We start from the raw sequence: 16,185 nt of genomic DNA on the forward strand, positions 1-16,185 counted from the left end.
AGGCGTCCACCCCAACGCCCTTGACGTCTACGTGGACGGCGTCATCAATGAAGATGTCCCCGGTCTGGACATCCGCTACAACCTGCGCCACGGTCGCGTCGGATACTGGGACCCGGACAAGGAGGCGGTAGTGATTGAGGACGGGGAGGGCGGCACGGTCTTCACACCGAGAGGAGGGAAGGATTGGTTCGACAACGTCCTGGAATGAGTCAACGACGAAGGAGATGTACATGACTTCCACGTCACTGGATCGAGATTCCCTCAAGGCTCTCTTCCAGGCAGCGCACCAGGTACTCGAGCTCCCGGAAGGCCAGCTTCCGGAAGGCACGTGGACTCCCGAAGACCGATCCTTGATGATCAGCACCATGCGTCGGCTACGGAAGCGTATCGACCACGCGACCGCAGTGAAGTTCACCGTGGACCAGAAGCTCGAACCCCTGGAGGTCTCAGAGATTGCCCAGTCCGACTCGACGAACGAGGTCGAGGTCAGCATCTCCCCACGATCCGCAACCGCGTGGACCCAACTCCTCAATCTCCCGGTCTCGAGAATGAGCCCCCGCGAGCTTCATCTCCGCACCGGATACGAAATGGAAGAACTAAGAGCAGCCATCCACAAGTTTTCACGACTCCGAGACGACTGATGTGCGCGCCTCCACGGCTCTCGCCCCCCGTCGCGAAGCGAAGCCTTACTGCTTGTCTTCCGAAGCGGAGCTCCCCCAAGCAGCACGACGGGGTGGGCATCTCCCGCGCATGCCCACCCCGCTGTGCCCCGTCGGCTTCCGGCCTCACTGAAAGTAGCTGGCCCCCTTCAGGTCGCCGCCGCGGTAGTCACCGCCCGCCTGGCCGACCTTCTGGCCGATCTGCATGAGCGCCTGGTGGATCGCCTCGGCGTGCTGGTCCCACTCCTTCTGCTTCAGGACGTACGCCTGGTGGGCCTCGCCCTCCCAGCCCTCGGCGACCCGGGCCACCGCCTTCTTGATGTCGGCCAGGTCGGCCTCCAACTGCTTCGCCTGGATGCCGAGCTCCGTGGTGATCGCGTCAAGACCGCCGTACTTGACGGCGAGCTCGTCGAAGTGAACGTTTGCCATGCGTGCCTCGTCTCTGGGTGGTTACGGCCGGACTCAGTAGCTGCTGATGGCCGAGTGCTTGCCGCCGTACTGCACATCGATGCTGTTCATGCTCGCGCGGACCTCGTCCTCGAGCCGGTCCTTGTCCTTGCGGTTGGCGCTGATGCCGTCCAGGAAGTCGACGAGGATGCGGCCGATGGCCTGCATGTGCTGGTTGATCTCCGTCTGCTTCTTGTCGAAGGCGTGCGCGCCGATACCGCGCCAGTTCGCCTCCATCGTGTCCAGCGTTCCCTGCAGGCGCCTGAGCTGCTTCTGGACGGAGTCGTACTTGTCGACGATCTCCTTCTCCAGCAGCGCGACTTCCTGGTCATTGAGCTTCCGGCCGTCGGCCATGAGCGGGCTCTCCCTACGTGAGCTGTTGGGCTTTCCTTGAGGCGCGGCGACGCCAGTCGTACCTGAGCTGCTCAGGCGTTGCGCCGCTTCCGCACGAGCGCGAAGGCCGCGCCGCCGATCACCGCGGCGGCGGCGACGGAGCCCGCGACGATCCACACCGGACTGCCGTCGTCCTCCTCGGACCGCGCGCTCGACACGACGGCGGCCGGCTTACTGTCCCCGGCGTCCTTCGGGGGTTGCGACGCGGGTGCCGAGGGCTCCTTCTTCGAGGAACCCGAGGAACCGGAGGCCGCTGAGCCGACGCCGGGCGTCTTCTTGTTGGTGATGGGGTCGAGGTCCGGGGGGCCTGGGTTTCCCCTGTTCTTCAAGAGGTGCCACGAAGGGCGGACCAGTCCGTAGCCGAGGTAGTCACTGGGCTCGTCCTTCGGCCAACTCCGACCCGCAGTTTCGATCAGCACGCGCAGGACTTGGTTGGCGGTCCAGTCGGGGTGCTTGGACCAGATGAGAGCGGCTGAGGCTGAGGCGAGGGCAGTGGCGGCACTGGTGCCGCTACCACCATCACAGTAGGAGCGGAAGGTCGCGTCACACCATTGCGGAATATCCAGTCCCGGCGCGGCCAGATCCACGAACTTGCCGAACTCAGAGAACTTACCGACCTTACCTGACTTGTCCGCGGCGGAGATTCCGACAGCGCTTGGGTATGCAGCGGGATATCCGATGAAGTTTTTCTTTTCTGCTTCATTTCCAACACTGGCGAACAACAGCTTCCCTTTGGAAAATGCATACTTCACGGCATCTTCCTCGTCTGGGTACATCACATCAGAACTGATGGACATGCTGATAATGTGCGCCTTGCTGTCTGCGGCAGCCCGGATGGCTTCGGCGCTGTCGCTCTCCCTGTTGTTGTTCGCACCTTTGAGGCTGGTGCGCACCGCAACCACCTCGACACCCGGCGCGAGGCCTTTGAGGCCGCCCCCCTTGCCGGAACCCGCAATCAACTCCGCCATCGTGGTTCCGTGCCCGTTGTAGTCATCCAAGGCATCACCCCTCATGCCCGTGACGTCCTTACCGGCGTGCACACGTCCTTCGAGTGACGGGGTCTCGGAGACGCCGCTGTCCACAACCGCGACTGTGATGCCCTCGCCGGTGCTGACCTTCCACATGGCTTCGGCCCGCATGGCGTCCAAGTACCACTGTTTCGACGGAACGTCGTCAGCAATCGCTGCTGGCGCCTGCCCGAAAAACAGAAGAGCAAGCGCGCCAGCCACCGAACCCGTGGAGACGATACGGCGCCGCCTCATACCCGCTCGCAACGCAGCTCCTCCGCCGTTTCCGCCAAACCTCGACTCCACGCCTAGCACGTCCTTACTCGCCATTAGTCGATCACCGGCGGAACTTGACGCCGCCCATTCGGCAGATGGGTCTCTTCGTCCTCAAGAAGGTAGTCAGGCCGCTGTGTAGTTTCGTCTTCGTCCTTGGACCGCCGGTGACCGCCCGCAGAACCACGTACCAGACCGGTGCCGCCCGGGGTGAATCCATTCCGGTAGCCCCTGGCCGTGCCTGTGCGCCCAGTGGGAGTTCCCACCACACCGTCAGAGTTGCGCCCAGCGTGACGCGGCCCCGCGCCCGAACCGATGGGGGTGGCCCCCACAATCCCACGCGGTCCTGGGCCACCTCCAGTGCGCGAGTTACCGACGCCTTCCGCGCCGATCGCCGGACCACGCGGCGTCCTGGGTCCGACCAGCCCGGCTGTGGGGCCCGGTGCGGGCCTGCCGCCGACTACACCATCGGCACGTGGGGTCCCAGTGATGCCCGGAACTCCAGAACGCGGGCTTGGCACGTCCCGTGGTTGTGACGTACTCCCCGGCATACCGCGTCCCGCCGGCGCCTGCACAGGCGTAATCGGAACGTTGCCCCCTCGCCCGGGGGCCACAGGAACGGTACGGGCTACCGGCTCCGAGGGGCTTCGCCCGGACCGTCCGGTTGGCTCTCCCGCTCCTGGCCGCCCCTGCACAGGCAGCGGCGGCTTCTCGCCTGCACCAGGACGGTATGCCCGGCCGGGCGGGCCGCCTAGCGGCTTGACAGGGTTACCCCCCGGAAGAGGAAGCGGGCCTCCCGGCGTATTCGTTGGACCAGGCCCAGAGGGCGACGAACTCGGCGATGGCCCAGCAGGCTGCGGCGGCAACGGATCAATACTGTCGATCTTCGTACCCACTGGATCCGCGCCAGCAGGCCGGTCCAGCGGAGTGATCGGGGCGCGGAGATCCTCGGGCGAAGTGAAGGGGCGATCTGGCCCCCCGTGTGTCGGGGGCGGTGGGTCGGCTGGTTCGTGTGGCACCGACGAAGGAGGGCCACCGGCGATGGTGGGCACCGCCCGCGGCACGCTACGAGCATCACCGGGACCACCAGCCTGCGGCCGCGGCACCCCCACATCCGGCATAGCCGAGAACGTGGGCGGCTCCTGTGTCGCCATCTCGTGCTGCGACACCCGGTAGAACGACGCCAACCTGTTCATCTGGTTGATCGCCTCTTGTCGGTGCTTCTCTGCCTTGACCGCGGCCTGGTACTCCTCGTTGCCGTCCACCCTCTTCGGGGTGGGGATGTCCTCCACCGCCTTGGGATCGGTGCGGGTGTCCCGCGGCGGCATGGAGCTGCGTACGGAGGCGAGGCCCGCACCGGCCGACGCGATCTGGGCGCCGGCGACGTCGGCGAAGTCGGAAAGCTGATGTGTCTCCTTCACCAGCTTCTTGCCCCACTTGCGGAACGCCCGCCCGGCCTCGCCCTCCCAGTCCACCCGGTCGATGTGATCGCCGAGCTCGGCGGCCGCCGTCGCGATGGCGTCCCGCGCCTTCTTGAGCGCCTCGCCCGCGCTCTCCAGATCGGCTGGATTCGCGTGCTCGACCAGGTCGATCATGTCGTTGAGCCTGTGACCTTCGAAGCTCACGCCTACCACCCCGGTTCGAACTGCTCGCTGCCGCGGCCGTTGCCTGCGTCGGCCTTGCCACCACGCTGCGGAACAGCGAGTGCCTGCTCACGACCGACCGAAGTCTGAATCGCCCAGAAGCGCTGCCGCAGGTCGTCCTCCAGGTTGTCGAAGCCGACGTCCGCGCCGTGGACGGCGATGCTCATGGCCTCGATCTGGTCGCCGAGCATCTTGGAGAGCGAGGTGAGCCGCTCGTGCACCTGGTCGTACTGCGCGTACAGGCCGTCGGCCTCGGGGAAGGGGGCGCCCGCGCCGCTGAAGGAGGCTCGGGCGACCTTTTGGCGGCCGACCCTCGACGAGCCGCCGTCCGAGCCCTCGAACTCGGTGAGCAGCGTGTCGATGCGCCGCCGGAACCTCTTCAACGCCTCTAAGCCACGCTTGAGATCAGCGCCTGCCGGTGGCGCCGAACTTCTGTATCCGTCCTCAAGCACGAAGCCCCTCCCCGTCCCCCCGCTCGCCTGCACAAGCGAACACGCGACGGCATCGGGCCCCGGCGGGCCTCCGTACCGGTCGCGCTCACACCGTCGTCACTCTAGCCACACAGGGAGTGACATCCAACTAGCCTTTGCGACACGGCAGTTGCAAACTGGCCACCGTGGGATGCGTACCGACGCCGACGCGTGGATGTCGATCAACGCCCAGCTCGCGCCGTCGGACGCCGGGACCGGCCGAAGCTCGGGCACCGGGCCGCTCCGCGCCTTCCCACCGTCTGCGACTGCACTGCCATGGAAGTCGCGGAGGCAACGTCGACGCCGACCGGGTCACTCCTGCGTGCGAAGCACACTGCCGTAACAGCCGGGGCGCGGGCAGCGTGTCCGCTACTCAGGCGTCTGAGTAGCCATACTCAGTTTCCCGACGCGCGGCGACAACGAGGCTCGCGGCGCCGCGCCGACCTGGCCCTCATTGGCTGGATGCGGCTCAGGTGGCTGATTCCCCGCGGGAGAGCGTGCGTGCCTGGCTCGGCGTGAGCGGGCACGGTCACGGGGCTGTTCCGTCGGGTGAGTCGTACCGCGACCCGCTCGCCCAGCGTACGTAACCAGTCAACCAAGCACACGGACTCGGCCTCGATGGCGTCGGACAGCTCATGGCTCCGCACACCTCCGAAAGAGTTGGGTCGTTGAGCCGGAAGCGAGTGGGAAGTGGGCCGGGAGACGGCCATCGGCAGCTAGGTGCTGAGGGGACGGGGGAAAGCGGGCCTATGGCGTGGGACGAGTGGGAGCAGCTCAAGGCGCGGGCGACCGAGGGCCGTTCGGCGCACATGCGGCTGAACCAGGCCGACACCGACGCGGGTGCTCCGGGGGCGGCCCCGGGCTCGTACGGTGAGTTGAAGGTGCACAACGACGATCTCTCGAAGGTCGGCGAGCGGGCGTTCCAGTTGTACGACCGGCTCTGGAACAAGGCGCGTGTCGCGATTCCCAGCAGCGACCGCGCCGCGGGGGACCTCACGAGCCAGGGCTTCGCCCTCGGGGGCGGCCTGCAGCACGTGGCGAACCGCTGGGAGGAGCAGCTCCGGTCCCTCATGGACGCCTGTGCGCACATCTCGAACCACATGCGTGTCACGAAGAAGCTGCACCAGGGCGACGAGCACTTCATCCAGCGGAAGATGAGCAGCATCGACGTCCTGGACGCCGGCTTCGACGACCGGGTGGGCGAACCCGGGAAGCGGAACCCGGTGTACGGCCCGCAGCCGGGTGAGCGGAAGGACTCCTGATGGATTACGACGCCCTGCGCTCGGCCAGTTTCACGCTGCTCGACGACGCCGTGTCCGACTGGTCGTTGCTGGTGGACCATTTGGAGCGCCTGGAGCGCGACGCCGGGGTCGGCCTGCGGGGCGCGGCGAACCGGGCGAACTGGGCCGGTGTCAACGCCACCGTCTCGCGGGAGTTCATCGGCAAGACGGCCGGGGAGTTCAAGGACGCCCACGCGCAGGCGAAGTCCGTCCACCGGATCCTCAGCGACACGCGCGACGAGCTGAAGCGCCACCACCGTCGCCTCGAGGAGGCCGTCGAGCGGGGCCTGGAGAAGAACCTGACCGTCACCGCCACGGGTGGCGGCGGCTTCACCGTCAGCATGAACGTCCACCCGGACCGCGCGGGGAAGGGCAACTCCGTTCCGGAGCACGGTGAGCGTGACGTGGCCGCCCTGCGGGACGAGGTCCAGCGCATCCTCGACGAGGCGACGGAGAGCGACAGCACCGGAGCAATGTGCTCAGGGCGATCGCCGATCAGAGCAGGTACGGGTTCTCTGCGGTCACGTACAAGGATCGGGACAGCGCGGTCGCGGCGGTGGAGAAGGCGGACGAGCTGTCGAAGCTGGCCGGGAAGGATCCGGGGGACCTGACGGCCAGGGAGTTCGACAGGCTGAATTCCGGGTTGAAGGAGTACGCGAAGGACCCGCTGTTCGCGGACCGCTTCGCCTCGCGGCTCGGCGCGAAGGGGACCTTGGAGTTCTGGTCCGGGATCAATGAACCCGGGGCCAATCCGGATCTGGGGGATGCGCGGCGCGAACGGTTCGACGATCTGCAGAAGCATCTGGGCCTCACGTTGGCCACGGCCAGCCGGAGCGATTCCGCGGGCATGGCCGACTGGAAACGGCAGATCATCGACCAGGGGGGCCAGCCTGTGCGGACGCCCAGTGGTCCGCTCGGATTCCAGGTCATGAGCAATCTGATGCGGTGGGGTGACTATGACGACGAATTCCTTCGGCGGTATGGGTCGTCGCTCATGGACACCGAGAAGAAGATGACGAGCGGTGGTACGCACGGAGCGTGGCGGCACACTCCCAACTCCCCCTACCTCAACCGCACGGGCAGCGACCCGGGGTGGGATCCGCTGGCCGGTTATCTGAAGGGCCTGTCCAACAGCCCGGACGCGGCGACGAGCTTCTTCAACGACTCGTTCACCTCGAAGCCCGACGGGGACGACCGGTCGCTGTCGAACTTCCACTACCTCTTCGAGGAACGGGACTGGCCGGTCGAGCGGACGGACGACGGCGAAACCAGCATCACGGGCCGCAACAACTTGGCCCTGGCCCTGGAGGCCGCCACGACCGGGCACCCTGCCGGGGAATTTCCCACTGCGGACACACCGGCCCATGATCCCGGGCAGTCCGAGCTGGCGCAGAACATCGTTGCATCGATTTCGGAAAAACCTGAGCGCTTGACCGACCACGGCTTCATGGCCGACAGCTTCGGAAAGATCGCGTCCGAATACATGCCCGATATTCACAGGGCCCTGCATCCCGGCGAGGCGAATGAAGAGCGACTTTTCCCCGTCGCCGGAACTGCTGCATCACTCGGCGAGCACGACACTACTCGCTTCTTGTACACCCTGGGCCGAAACCCAGAGGGATATGTCGCCGTCAATCTGGGACAGCACGGCTACACCACAAGCCTGATGGAATACCACTTCCGCCACCCGGAAGCGTACATTACTGACTCTTCGTTCTCCACGGGGGAGAACCTCAAGAAAGGAATCGAAGGTGTTGCCTCTGTCGCCGGCGAGATCGAAGGAATCATCGGCGGCGGTCGGGCGTACGAGAGCGAGCTGGAGGCAGGGGGAAGAGACCAGAGCTACAACACCACCCTGGAACACGTGAAAACGTGGGGTGGAACAGCCGTCGGAATCGGTGTCGGCCTGGGAACCACGCCCTTCGCCGGTCCCGGTGGAATTGTTGCCGGCGGGGTGGCCGGGACGGCTGCGGACGAGATCATTGACACCATCATCAAAGGGTCCATGAGAGATGGGGCTGGTGACGTGATCTACCGTAACGGGGAGGATATGCAGGGAACCAAGGAATCCACGTACAAACTCGTCGAGGAAGCAGCACGAAAGGCAGGAGAAGCCGCCGGCCGTCCGTCGCCGCACATCGTCTCGGCTGCGGCAGCCGCGGCCGAGTCGGGCTTTGATCACGCCAAGACAAATATTGCGGATGCTTTCGAGGGGCAGGGCACGCCGAGGCAACTGGAGAGAGAGGACTGAGGGTTGTTCACCACTCGACAGAAGTTCATCGTTCCAGGAGCGGTGCTAGCCGGGGTCTCGGTTTTCCTGGTTGTGGCGTGCTTGATGGACGTTCCTCCATTCGAGAACTCTGCACACTCGGGCAACATTGAGACCGCCGATATCTGCGAGTCACTCGGCAGCCAAGTCGAGGCAGCCAAGGATCTGAGATCACTTCTCCCAGAAGCAGCCACGTACTCATTTCAGGAGACACCGGGGACACGCGCGGATTCCAGCAGAGGGACCTACACCTCCGCCTGCTTCGCCAGAAGTGAGAACAGGATACTGATGAGCGCCCGCACCGAAATGATGCGTGCCGAGCCACCGAGAGGATGGGCCAAGGCTGAGGTTTTCGATGGGCAGCAGAACAGCGACGAATACCATAGCTTTCCGGCTGGAGACAAAGGTCTCGTCTCCCCCACACAGGCGGCTGTTTTCGTGCCATGCCTGGCGGACGGCAAGGTTCCTGGCGGGGAGTACAACCTCAGTGTGATCGTCCAGCTCAAACAAGCAGTGGAGAGCAGCGAAGATGAAGCGCGGAAGAAGCTGACCGAACTGACCGTCCGGGCTGCGAAGTTCGCACATCAGGACGCAGGGTGCGGCCTTCCCTCCCGTTTGCCCGCGCAGCCGTGACCTACTGAAGTCAAGGGGTAGTCGGTTGACGCCCCTATCGGGCACCAGAACCACGCTGGTGCGCCATGGGCGAGCCTCGCTGCGCCCGAGCACTCAGCACGGTGACGAAGTACGGCGCCCTCACCTCACCCCCCAGCCTTCGGGCTGCGTCGGCGCGCGTCCCTTGTCGCCACCCCCACCCCGCCCAGCCCCGCCACCACAACCACCGTCCCCACCGCCACGTACGCCGCGATGCGTGCCGTGCGTTCCGTCGGGGTTTCGCCCACGTGGAGTTCCGCCGCCGTGGGGGCCTTCGCTCGGGTGAGGCCCTCTCGGGGGGTGGGTCGTTCGATCGGGTGGTTGTCTTCCGTGAGGGCGCGGACCGGGTCGACCACGCCCCAGCCGACCAGGCGGTCGTGGCCCGCGATGGAGCGTTCCGCTGTCTGCTGGATCTGGGCGGTGACCTGGCGCGGCGTCCACCGGGGGTGCTTGGCCTTGATGAGGGCCGCGAGGCCGGCGACGTACGGGGCGGCGAAGCTGGTGCCGTTGTCGGCGCAGTGCCCGCCGCCGGGCACCGTGGAGATCATGTCGACGCCGGGGGCGGCGACGTCCACGAAGTCGCCGGACTGGGAGAAGGGGGCGCGTTCGTTGTTGCGGTCGGAGGCGGCGACCGCCAGGACGCCCTCGTAGGAGGCGGGGTAGGTCGGTTTGACGTTGCCGCCCAGGCCGTCGTTGCCCGCGGAGGCGACGATCACGGTGTGGCGCGCCAGGGCCCTGCGCACCGCCTGCTCGAGCTGGGGGGCCGGGCGCACCGCGTCCGCCGTGTCCTGGGAGATGTTGATGACCTGCGCCCCCTGGGCCACCGCGTAGTCGATGGACTTGGCGAGGGTGTCGGTCGTGCCGTGGCCCTCCGCGTCGTTCTGCTGGACGGGGATGATCGTCGCGTCGGGGGCGAGGCCCACGAACCCGGTGCCCTTGGCCGGGCGGGCCGCGATGATGCCCGCCACGCGGGTGCCGTGGCCGACGGTGTCCGTGGTCCCGTTCGGCTTGCCCCGGTCGATCTTGTTGCCGTTGTCGTCCTTGAGGTCCCGGGGCAGGAAGTTGCGGCCGCGTGACACGTCCACGGCCCGCTTGAGCTGCGGGTTCTTGACGTCCACCCCGGTGTCGATCACCGCCACGCGTACGCCCTTGCCCGTGGACTGGCGCCAGAGCTCGTCGAGGAGGACACGCTGGAGCGCCCAGGGGCGGCCGGCGTACTTCTTGGACGGGAAGGTGCACTGGTCCGTGGCCGAGGGCTCCGCGGCGGCGGGGGCGGCCGTCGCCGCCGTGACGGCCAGGGCCGCGAACGAGACCGCGACCGCGGCCGGGACCGTGGCTCTCCGAGGCCGGGAGGAAGCTTCGTAGGTCATCGCGGGCTCCTTACGAGCCTTGCGGCTGGCGTGCCGCCGCCGTCGACAGCCGGGGGCCGGTGGGCAGGAACGTGGACCAGTCCGCGGGCACCCGGCCGACCTCCGCGTCCCCGTACCCGAGGCGGGTCTGGGCCTGCTGGGCCTCCTGTTGCTGCTGTTTGCGCTGCTCGGCGGAGGTGCCGATCCCCGCGTCGCGCGTCGCGCTGTCGCTGTTGGACTGCATCGCGTACCGCAGGCCGGTGTCGGTCACCAGGAAGAGGCCGCCGGACGAGGTGTCCGTACCGGTGAACTGGCGGTAGAGCTGGCCCGATCCGGGCGTGACGTAGGCGCTGGAGGAGCCGGTGGGCAGCGGCGCGGGGAAGTCCTCGCCCGCCCAGGTGCTGAGCGTGGTCCTGCCGTTGTCGGGGTCCACGTGGCGCAGGACGTTGCAGACGGTGTTGCGGCTGCCGCGCCCGGTGGAGGCCTCGTTGGCCGGCTTCGGGGTCTCGCTCGGCCACCGGTACTCCGCCCCGAACCGCTCGGCGGCGGGGCTGAAGGCGCCGGAGCTGATGTTGCGGGCGATGCCGTTCTGCCCCAGGTCGACCAGGTCCCTGCTGGCGAGCAGCAGGTGGGCGGTGAAGTCGGACACCGGCGCGACGCGGCCGGGCAGGACCACGTAGTGCCGCATGCGGTCCCCGTCGCGGGCGCGCAGGACCATGCCCACCTTGTTCACCGCGGGGTCCTTGAGGCTCCGCACGTGCGCGTCGCTGCCGGGGACGCCGTCCACCTTCGGGAAGCGGACGCGGTCGCCGCGGTGCAGCGTCGACAGCCACTCCCGGGACACCCGCTGCGGCTCGCTGCCGGACCTGACCAGGGTGCGCAGCAGGTGCTCGTCCGTGGCGGACACGCGGTACGCGCGGCCGTGCGCGTCGACGACGTAGCGGGTCCTGTCGGGGCCGACGACGTACAGCAGCTCGCCGCCGCGCAGGCGTTCGCGGCCGTCGGTGCGGTCCTGCTCGCGCTCCGCGAGGACGAACGCGGCCTTCTGGATGGACCGGCCGCCCTGGACGGGCCGCTCGCACACCGCCCACCGCTTGGCGGAGGCGGCCTCGTCCGCGGAGGGGAGGCGGTCGGGGGCGTAGGGAATGCCGATGGTGGCGCCGTGCGGGATCTTCCCGTTGTCGAGGACGGACTCGTCGACCTTGATGACGTCGCCCTTGTCGGCGTCGAGCAGGAGCTTCGCCGAGGCCATGTTGAGGACCGGGTGCAGTTGGCGCTCGCCGTCGGTCTTCAGCACGACGTACCGGGTGGTGGACTTGCTCGCGATGATCACGTGCTCCTTCGGCTCGTCCCAGCCGGGCTTGGCCGCCGGTCTGAGCATGCCCCAGGCCCCGAAGACCGCGAGGACGACCACGCCCACGACGACTCCGGGCAGCACCGCGCGCAGTGGGCGCGGCGCGCCTTCCTCCGAGCCCACGGGCGCCGACTGGAGGAAGGCCGCGAGCGTACGGCGCTTCGCGAAGGTGTAGGCGTTGAGTTCGTCGCGCCGCGATGCCATGGGCGTCCGTGTCCCCCCTTGTCGACGCGGGGGCCGGTGTCCCCGCCGCTCCGTTGTCAGACCGAGCCCCTACTATGCCTGTTGTGTAGTCACGCGTGTGGGGTGGGTGAGGTCCGGGGCCCTCAAGAGGCGTCCCGGACAGGGCAATTCGGGAGATACACGGGGTGGGGATGATGGCTTCCGCGGTACGCGCACGGGTACGGAGGCGGACCGGACCCGCGACGGGGAGTTCCGCCGACGCCGGCGGGCCGGACGCGCGGCGGCCCGGCGGGGGCGCCGGGGCGGGCGTGTCCCCCCGTCTGCGCGGCGGCGCGGCCCAGATGGGGCCGTTCCGTCTGCAACGGATCGTCCTCCTTGAGGTCGCCGCCGCTCTCCTGCTGGTCGGCTGGGTGGTGGGCCCGCTGGCCCTGGTCCCCGCCGCCGTCGTCGCGGCGGGGCTCGTGCTGCTCGCCGCCGGCCGCCGCCACGGCCGCTCGCTGCCCGAACTGTGGTGCGCGCGACGGGGGTTACGCGCCCGTTCGCGGTACGCGGCCACGCGCCCGGCCCCGCCGGGGACGGACCCCGCCTTCGCCCCGGCCCTGGAGTGCGACCCCTCGCTGCGGACGTACACCCACCGCGGGCGTGACCGGCGCGAGGTCGGGATGGTGGGCGACGGCACGTTCCTGACCGTCGTCCTCCAGGTCGAGGCGGACGGGGCCGCGGTGCGGTTCGAGCGCGGCAGACAGTTCCTGCCCCTGGGTCTCGTCCGGGACGCGCTGGAGGTCGACGGCATCCGCCTGGAGTCCGCGCAGGTGGTGCTGCACACGCAGCCCGCCCCCGCGCTGCACCTGCCGCAGCAGTCCGTGGCCGTCAGCAACTACGCGCCGCTGCAGGCGCGGACGGGTGCGCCGTCCGTGCGCATCACCTGGGTCGCCCTGAAGCTCGACCCCGCGCTGTGCCCGGAGGCCGTGGCGGCGCGCGGGGGCGGTCTGGCGGGGGCCCAGAAGTGCGCGGTGCGCGTGGCGGACCAGTTGGCGAGCCGGCTGCGCGGCACGGGGTTCCGGGCCACGGTCCTGTCCGAGGAGGAGCTGGCGGCCGCCCTCGCCACGTCGGCGTGCGCCAACCCGCTGGTGACGGCCCAGTCCGGACGCGCCGAACCACCGGAGCGGCGTACGGAGGAGACCGTCCGCGCGTGGCGCTGCGACAACCGGCGGCACACCACCTACTGGGTGCGGCGCTGGCCCCGGTTGGCGGACACCGGGGCACCGGCGCTCACCCGGCTCGTCGCCCTGCTCACCGCGGTGCCCACGCTCGCCACCACGTTCAGCCTGACGCTGCGGCCGGGCCAGGGGCGGGAGGTGTCGCTGTGCGGCCACGTCCGGGTGACCGGCCGGGGCGACACGGAACTCGCGGCCGCGCGGTCCGCGTTGGAACAGGGGTCCCGGCAGGCCGGGGTCGGCCTCCTCCGGCTCGACCGCGAGCAGCTTCCCGGGATGCTCGCCACCCTGCCGCTCGGAGGTGCGCGCTCATGACCACGGTGCCCCCGCCTGCCACTCCTGCCTCCGCCGGCCCGCCCGCGGCGCCGCCCCCTCCGGTGCCACCGGCCGCCGGCGGCCGGGCGCGCGGCGGGTTCGGGCTGCTCGGGCCGCGCCACGGACGGCACACGCTCGGCGCGGAGGAGATCGACGAACTCGCCCTGCCCATCGGCGACGACGGCGTCGTCATCGGCGTCGACGCGCAGGAGCAGCCCGCCGTCCTCGGCGTCAATCGGCCCACCGCGCACGACGTCCTCCTCATCGGCGGTCTCTGGACGGCGCAGGTGATCGCCCTCCGGGCCGCAGCCACGGGGGCACGGGTGGCTGTGGAGACCGGACGCCCGCAGTTCTGGGGGCAGTTGGTGCAGGCCCTCGGGGTGGGGCCGAGCGGGATGGCGGTGCACGACGTGGGGCGGGTGCCTCCCCAGGGCGCCTCGGCGGGGAGCCCGGTCCTCGTGGTGCGGGACTGCGGGATGCGGCCGCCCCGGGGGCGGGTGGTGTCCGGACCGTGGCAGGCGGTGCTCACCCTCCTGCCGTACGTGAGCCCTGTCGCGCCCCGCCTCATCCGGCAGGCGCGGCTCGTCGGCGTGCAGCGGATCTCCCCCGACGAGGCCACGCAGGTGGGCCGGGTCCTCGGGCTGTCGCCGCACGAGGTCGAGTCCCTGCCGACGCTGGCGGACGGGGTGACGCTGTGGTGCGGCGAGCGCGACCGGCAGTACGTGGCGACGCGGGCCACCGACGCCGAGAACGGACTGCTGGGGCCCGCGCGGCGTATGGATTGAGGGGGTTGCGTGCGGCTGGGGTGCGTGAGGTGGAGTGGGTGAGGTGGGGTGGGGTGAGTGGGGTGGGTTTGGTCCGTGGGATGGGCGAGGTGAGGGCGGTGCGTGAGGTGGGCTTGGAAGGCCGGCGGGTGAGGTGGGCTTGGTGTGTGCGGTGAGTGAGGTGGGCTTGATGAGGGCGGTGGGTGGGAGGGCATGAGGTGGGGGCGGTCTGTGAGATGTGCTCGGTGGGGGCTGCGGGCGGGGTGAGCGTGGTGGTTCAGCTCGTTTGCCGTTCGGTGACCGGTTTGTTCCGCGTCGGGGGAATCGTTGGCCGTCCTTGAGTGAGAGGTGGTCCGGAGGGTGCCGGTCGCGGGGCGGACTGGCCTGCCGTGCTCATGCTTTTGGTGATTAGGCTGGGACGGGGCGCGACGTCAGAACCACGAGTGGGGCGTGCGCGTCCCGCACACGGGGAGAGCCAGGCGGATCGGACGACAGGAACGGTCGCCCCCCACCACGGCACGAGCGTGCTCGAGCACACCAGGAGGCATTGTGAACAGCGATCGGGACGAGATCCGCGGCGGCTGGGACACACCCGTCGACGATCAGTCCGACGCGGAGTCCGCTGCCGAGACCACGGGCGAGTTCACCATCGACTACGCCCCGCCCGCCTGGTACACGCAGAACGCCTCCGGGAGCACCGGCGAGACGCCGTCGTCGCCCCCGGTGTCCACGCCGGCGCCACTCGACGCCACCGATGAGCCCGACGAGCCCGTTCCGTCCGCTACTTCCGGCTCCGGCTTCGGCTCCGACTCCGGCTCGTCGGAAGGTGCCGTGTCCGGTGACGGTGGTGCGGGCGAGGCACCGGCAGCGGGTGCCGAAGGTGCTGACGCTCCCCTCGGTGTCGTGCCCAAGCTCCCCGTGGGCAGCGGTTTCCAGCCGGACTGGGCGGTGCCGCCGCCTCCCACCGGGCAGCCGCTGATCCCCGCCGCCCCCGCCGCTCCCCCGGCCGCCGCTGCTCCCCCCGCCTCCCCGGCTCCTCCCGCCTCCGCCGGTGCCGCGGACTGGAGCGGGGCGCTCGCCGGGCCCGCGGGTGATGTGGAGAGCGGCGCCACCATGCGGTTCTCCGCTGCCGCGCTGAAGCGGGAGATGGCCGGGCTCGACGCGGACGCGCGTACGGCCGGGGACGAGGGCACGGCCGAGGCTGCTGCGGCGGAGGCTCGGGCGGAGGCCGGAGCCGAGACGGAGCCCGGGGCCGGTACCGGGGACAAGTCCCAGAGCGCGAACGAGGCCTCGACCGCGGCCGGGACCGAAGCCGAGGCTGTGGCCGCGGTCGAGCCGGAGGGTGGTGAGGCGGCCGGTTCCGGAAGGGCGGGGGCCGATGGCGCCGACGACGCCGTGAAGGCCGACACCCCCGCCTCCGGAGTCGCACGTGAGGACGCCGGTGCGGCAGGTGAGGCCGGTTCCGCGGCGGATGCCGGTGGTCCGGTGGCCGAGGCGGGCCTCGCCACGTCCGCTCCCGATACCGACGCTCCGGCCGCCACTGACGCGGAGGCTCCCCAGGCCGGGCCCGCGGCCGCCGCCGCATCCGTACGGGGCGAGTCCGTACTGGCGGACTCCGCGCAGGGCGAGCCCGCGCAGACCGGCCCCGAGCGGACCGGCCCCGAGCAGACCGGCCCCAAGCAGACCGACCCCGCGCGGACCGGCCCCGCCCAGGCCGAGCCCGCCCAGGCCGAGCCCGTGCAGACCGAGCCCGTGCAGACCGGCTCCGCACCGGGAACCCCTGCCCAGGAACCCCCCGCCCCGGGCGACTCCGCGCAGAGCGCCACCCCACCCGCGTGGACGCCGCCGCCCGCGCCGCAGGGCGGGCTGCCGCCACTGCCGCCCGCGTTCCAGCCCGCCGCGCCGACGGCC

The 16,185-nt window shown here is 69.7% G+C and carries 14 protein-coding genes; 8 read left to right on the forward strand and 6 right to left on the reverse strand.

The window, feature by feature from the left end:
- Positions 1-230: 230 nt before the first annotated feature.
- Positions 231-641 (forward strand): hypothetical protein, encoded by a 411-nt coding sequence (locus IE330_RS23420; RefSeq protein ID WP_190138064.1) that lies wholly within the window; start codon positions 231-233, stop codon positions 639-641.
- A gap of 144 nt (positions 642-785) precedes the next feature.
- Here IE330_RS23420 and IE330_RS23425 read toward each other — a convergent pair whose 3' ends face one another.
- From IE330_RS23425 to IE330_RS23440, 4 genes are all read right to left on the reverse strand, one after another.
- Positions 786-1,088, reverse strand: a complete 303-nt coding sequence (locus IE330_RS23425) for a WXG100 family type VII secretion target (RefSeq protein WP_190138065.1) — start codon at positions 1,086-1,088, stop codon at positions 786-788.
- Between the two features lie 33 nt (positions 1,089-1,121).
- Positions 1,122-1,460 (reverse strand): WXG100 family type VII secretion target, encoded by a 339-nt coding sequence (locus tag IE330_RS23430; protein ID WP_190138066.1) that lies wholly within the window; start codon positions 1,458-1,460, stop codon positions 1,122-1,124.
- A 71-nt stretch (positions 1,461-1,531) separates the two neighbouring features.
- Entirely contained in the window at positions 1,532-2,728 is a 1,197-nt protein-coding gene (locus IE330_RS23435; RefSeq protein WP_229925861.1) for a S8 family serine peptidase, read from the reverse strand.
- A 1,678-nt stretch (positions 2,729-4,406) separates the two neighbouring features.
- Positions 4,407-4,805, reverse strand: a complete 399-nt coding sequence (locus IE330_RS23440) for a DUF2563 family protein (RefSeq protein WP_229925862.1) — start codon at positions 4,803-4,805, stop codon at positions 4,407-4,409.
- 836 nt (positions 4,806-5,641) lie between these two features.
- Here IE330_RS23440 and IE330_RS23445 point away from each other — a divergent pair.
- The 4 genes from IE330_RS23445 (at position 5,642) to IE330_RS23455 (ending at position 9,074) form a co-directional block, all read left to right on the forward strand.
- On the forward strand, positions 5,642-6,154 hold the full coding sequence (locus tag IE330_RS23445; RefSeq protein WP_190138068.1) for a hypothetical protein: 513 nt from the start codon (positions 5,642-5,644) through the stop codon (positions 6,152-6,154).
- Entirely contained in the window at positions 6,154-6,783 is a 630-nt protein-coding gene (locus IE330_RS40155) for a hypothetical protein (RefSeq protein ID WP_308439038.1), read from the forward strand. The genes IE330_RS23445 and IE330_RS40155 overlap by 1 nt, the downstream gene beginning before the upstream one ends.
- Positions 6,729-8,423 carry a hypothetical protein gene (locus IE330_RS23450; protein ID WP_308439039.1) on the forward strand — a complete coding sequence of 565 codons (1,695 nt, stop codon included), beginning with the start codon at positions 6,729-6,731 and terminating at the stop codon, positions 8,421-8,423. The genes IE330_RS40155 and IE330_RS23450 overlap by 55 nt, the downstream gene beginning before the upstream one ends.
- A gap of 306 nt (positions 8,424-8,729) precedes the next feature.
- The gene (locus IE330_RS23455) at positions 8,730-9,074 is read left to right on the forward strand and encodes a hypothetical protein (RefSeq protein WP_190138069.1); all 345 of its coding nucleotides are present in this window, start codon (positions 8,730-8,732) and stop codon (positions 9,072-9,074) included.
- Positions 9,075-9,199: 125 nt separating this feature from the next.
- Here the strand turns inward: IE330_RS23455 and mycP are convergent, their stop codons facing one another.
- Positions 9,200-10,462 carry a type VII secretion-associated serine protease mycosin gene (gene mycP, locus IE330_RS23460; RefSeq protein WP_190138070.1) on the reverse strand — a complete coding sequence of 421 codons (1,263 nt, stop codon included), beginning with the start codon at positions 10,460-10,462 and terminating at the stop codon, positions 9,200-9,202.
- Between the two features lie 10 nt (positions 10,463-10,472).
- The gene (eccB, locus tag IE330_RS23465; RefSeq protein ID WP_190138071.1) at positions 10,473-11,999 is read right to left on the reverse strand and encodes a type VII secretion protein EccB; all 1,527 of its coding nucleotides are present in this window, start codon (positions 11,997-11,999) and stop codon (positions 10,473-10,475) included.
- A 173-nt stretch (positions 12,000-12,172) separates the two neighbouring features.
- On the opposite strand from eccB, the gene eccE reads away from it, so the two are divergent.
- From eccE to IE330_RS23480, 3 genes are all read left to right on the forward strand, one after another.
- Complete coding sequence (eccE, locus tag IE330_RS23470) at positions 12,173-13,510, forward strand: type VII secretion protein EccE (protein WP_190138072.1); 1,338 nt, start codon at positions 12,173-12,175, stop codon at positions 13,508-13,510.
- Positions 13,507-14,295, forward strand: a complete 789-nt coding sequence (locus IE330_RS23475; protein WP_229925863.1) for a hypothetical protein — start codon at positions 13,507-13,509, stop codon at positions 14,293-14,295. Before eccE ends, IE330_RS23475 begins: the two co-directional genes overlap by 4 nt.
- 528 nt (positions 14,296-14,823) lie before the next feature.
- Positions 14,824-16,185, forward strand: a 1,362-nt coding sequence (locus IE330_RS23480) for an SCO5717 family growth-regulating ATPase (protein ID WP_268257328.1), incomplete at its 3' end; no start/stop codon positions are given.

The organism is Streptomyces longispororuber (assembly GCF_014656095.1).
Classification (GTDB): Bacteria; Actinomycetota; Actinomycetes; order Streptomycetales; family Streptomycetaceae; genus Streptomyces; species Streptomyces longispororuber.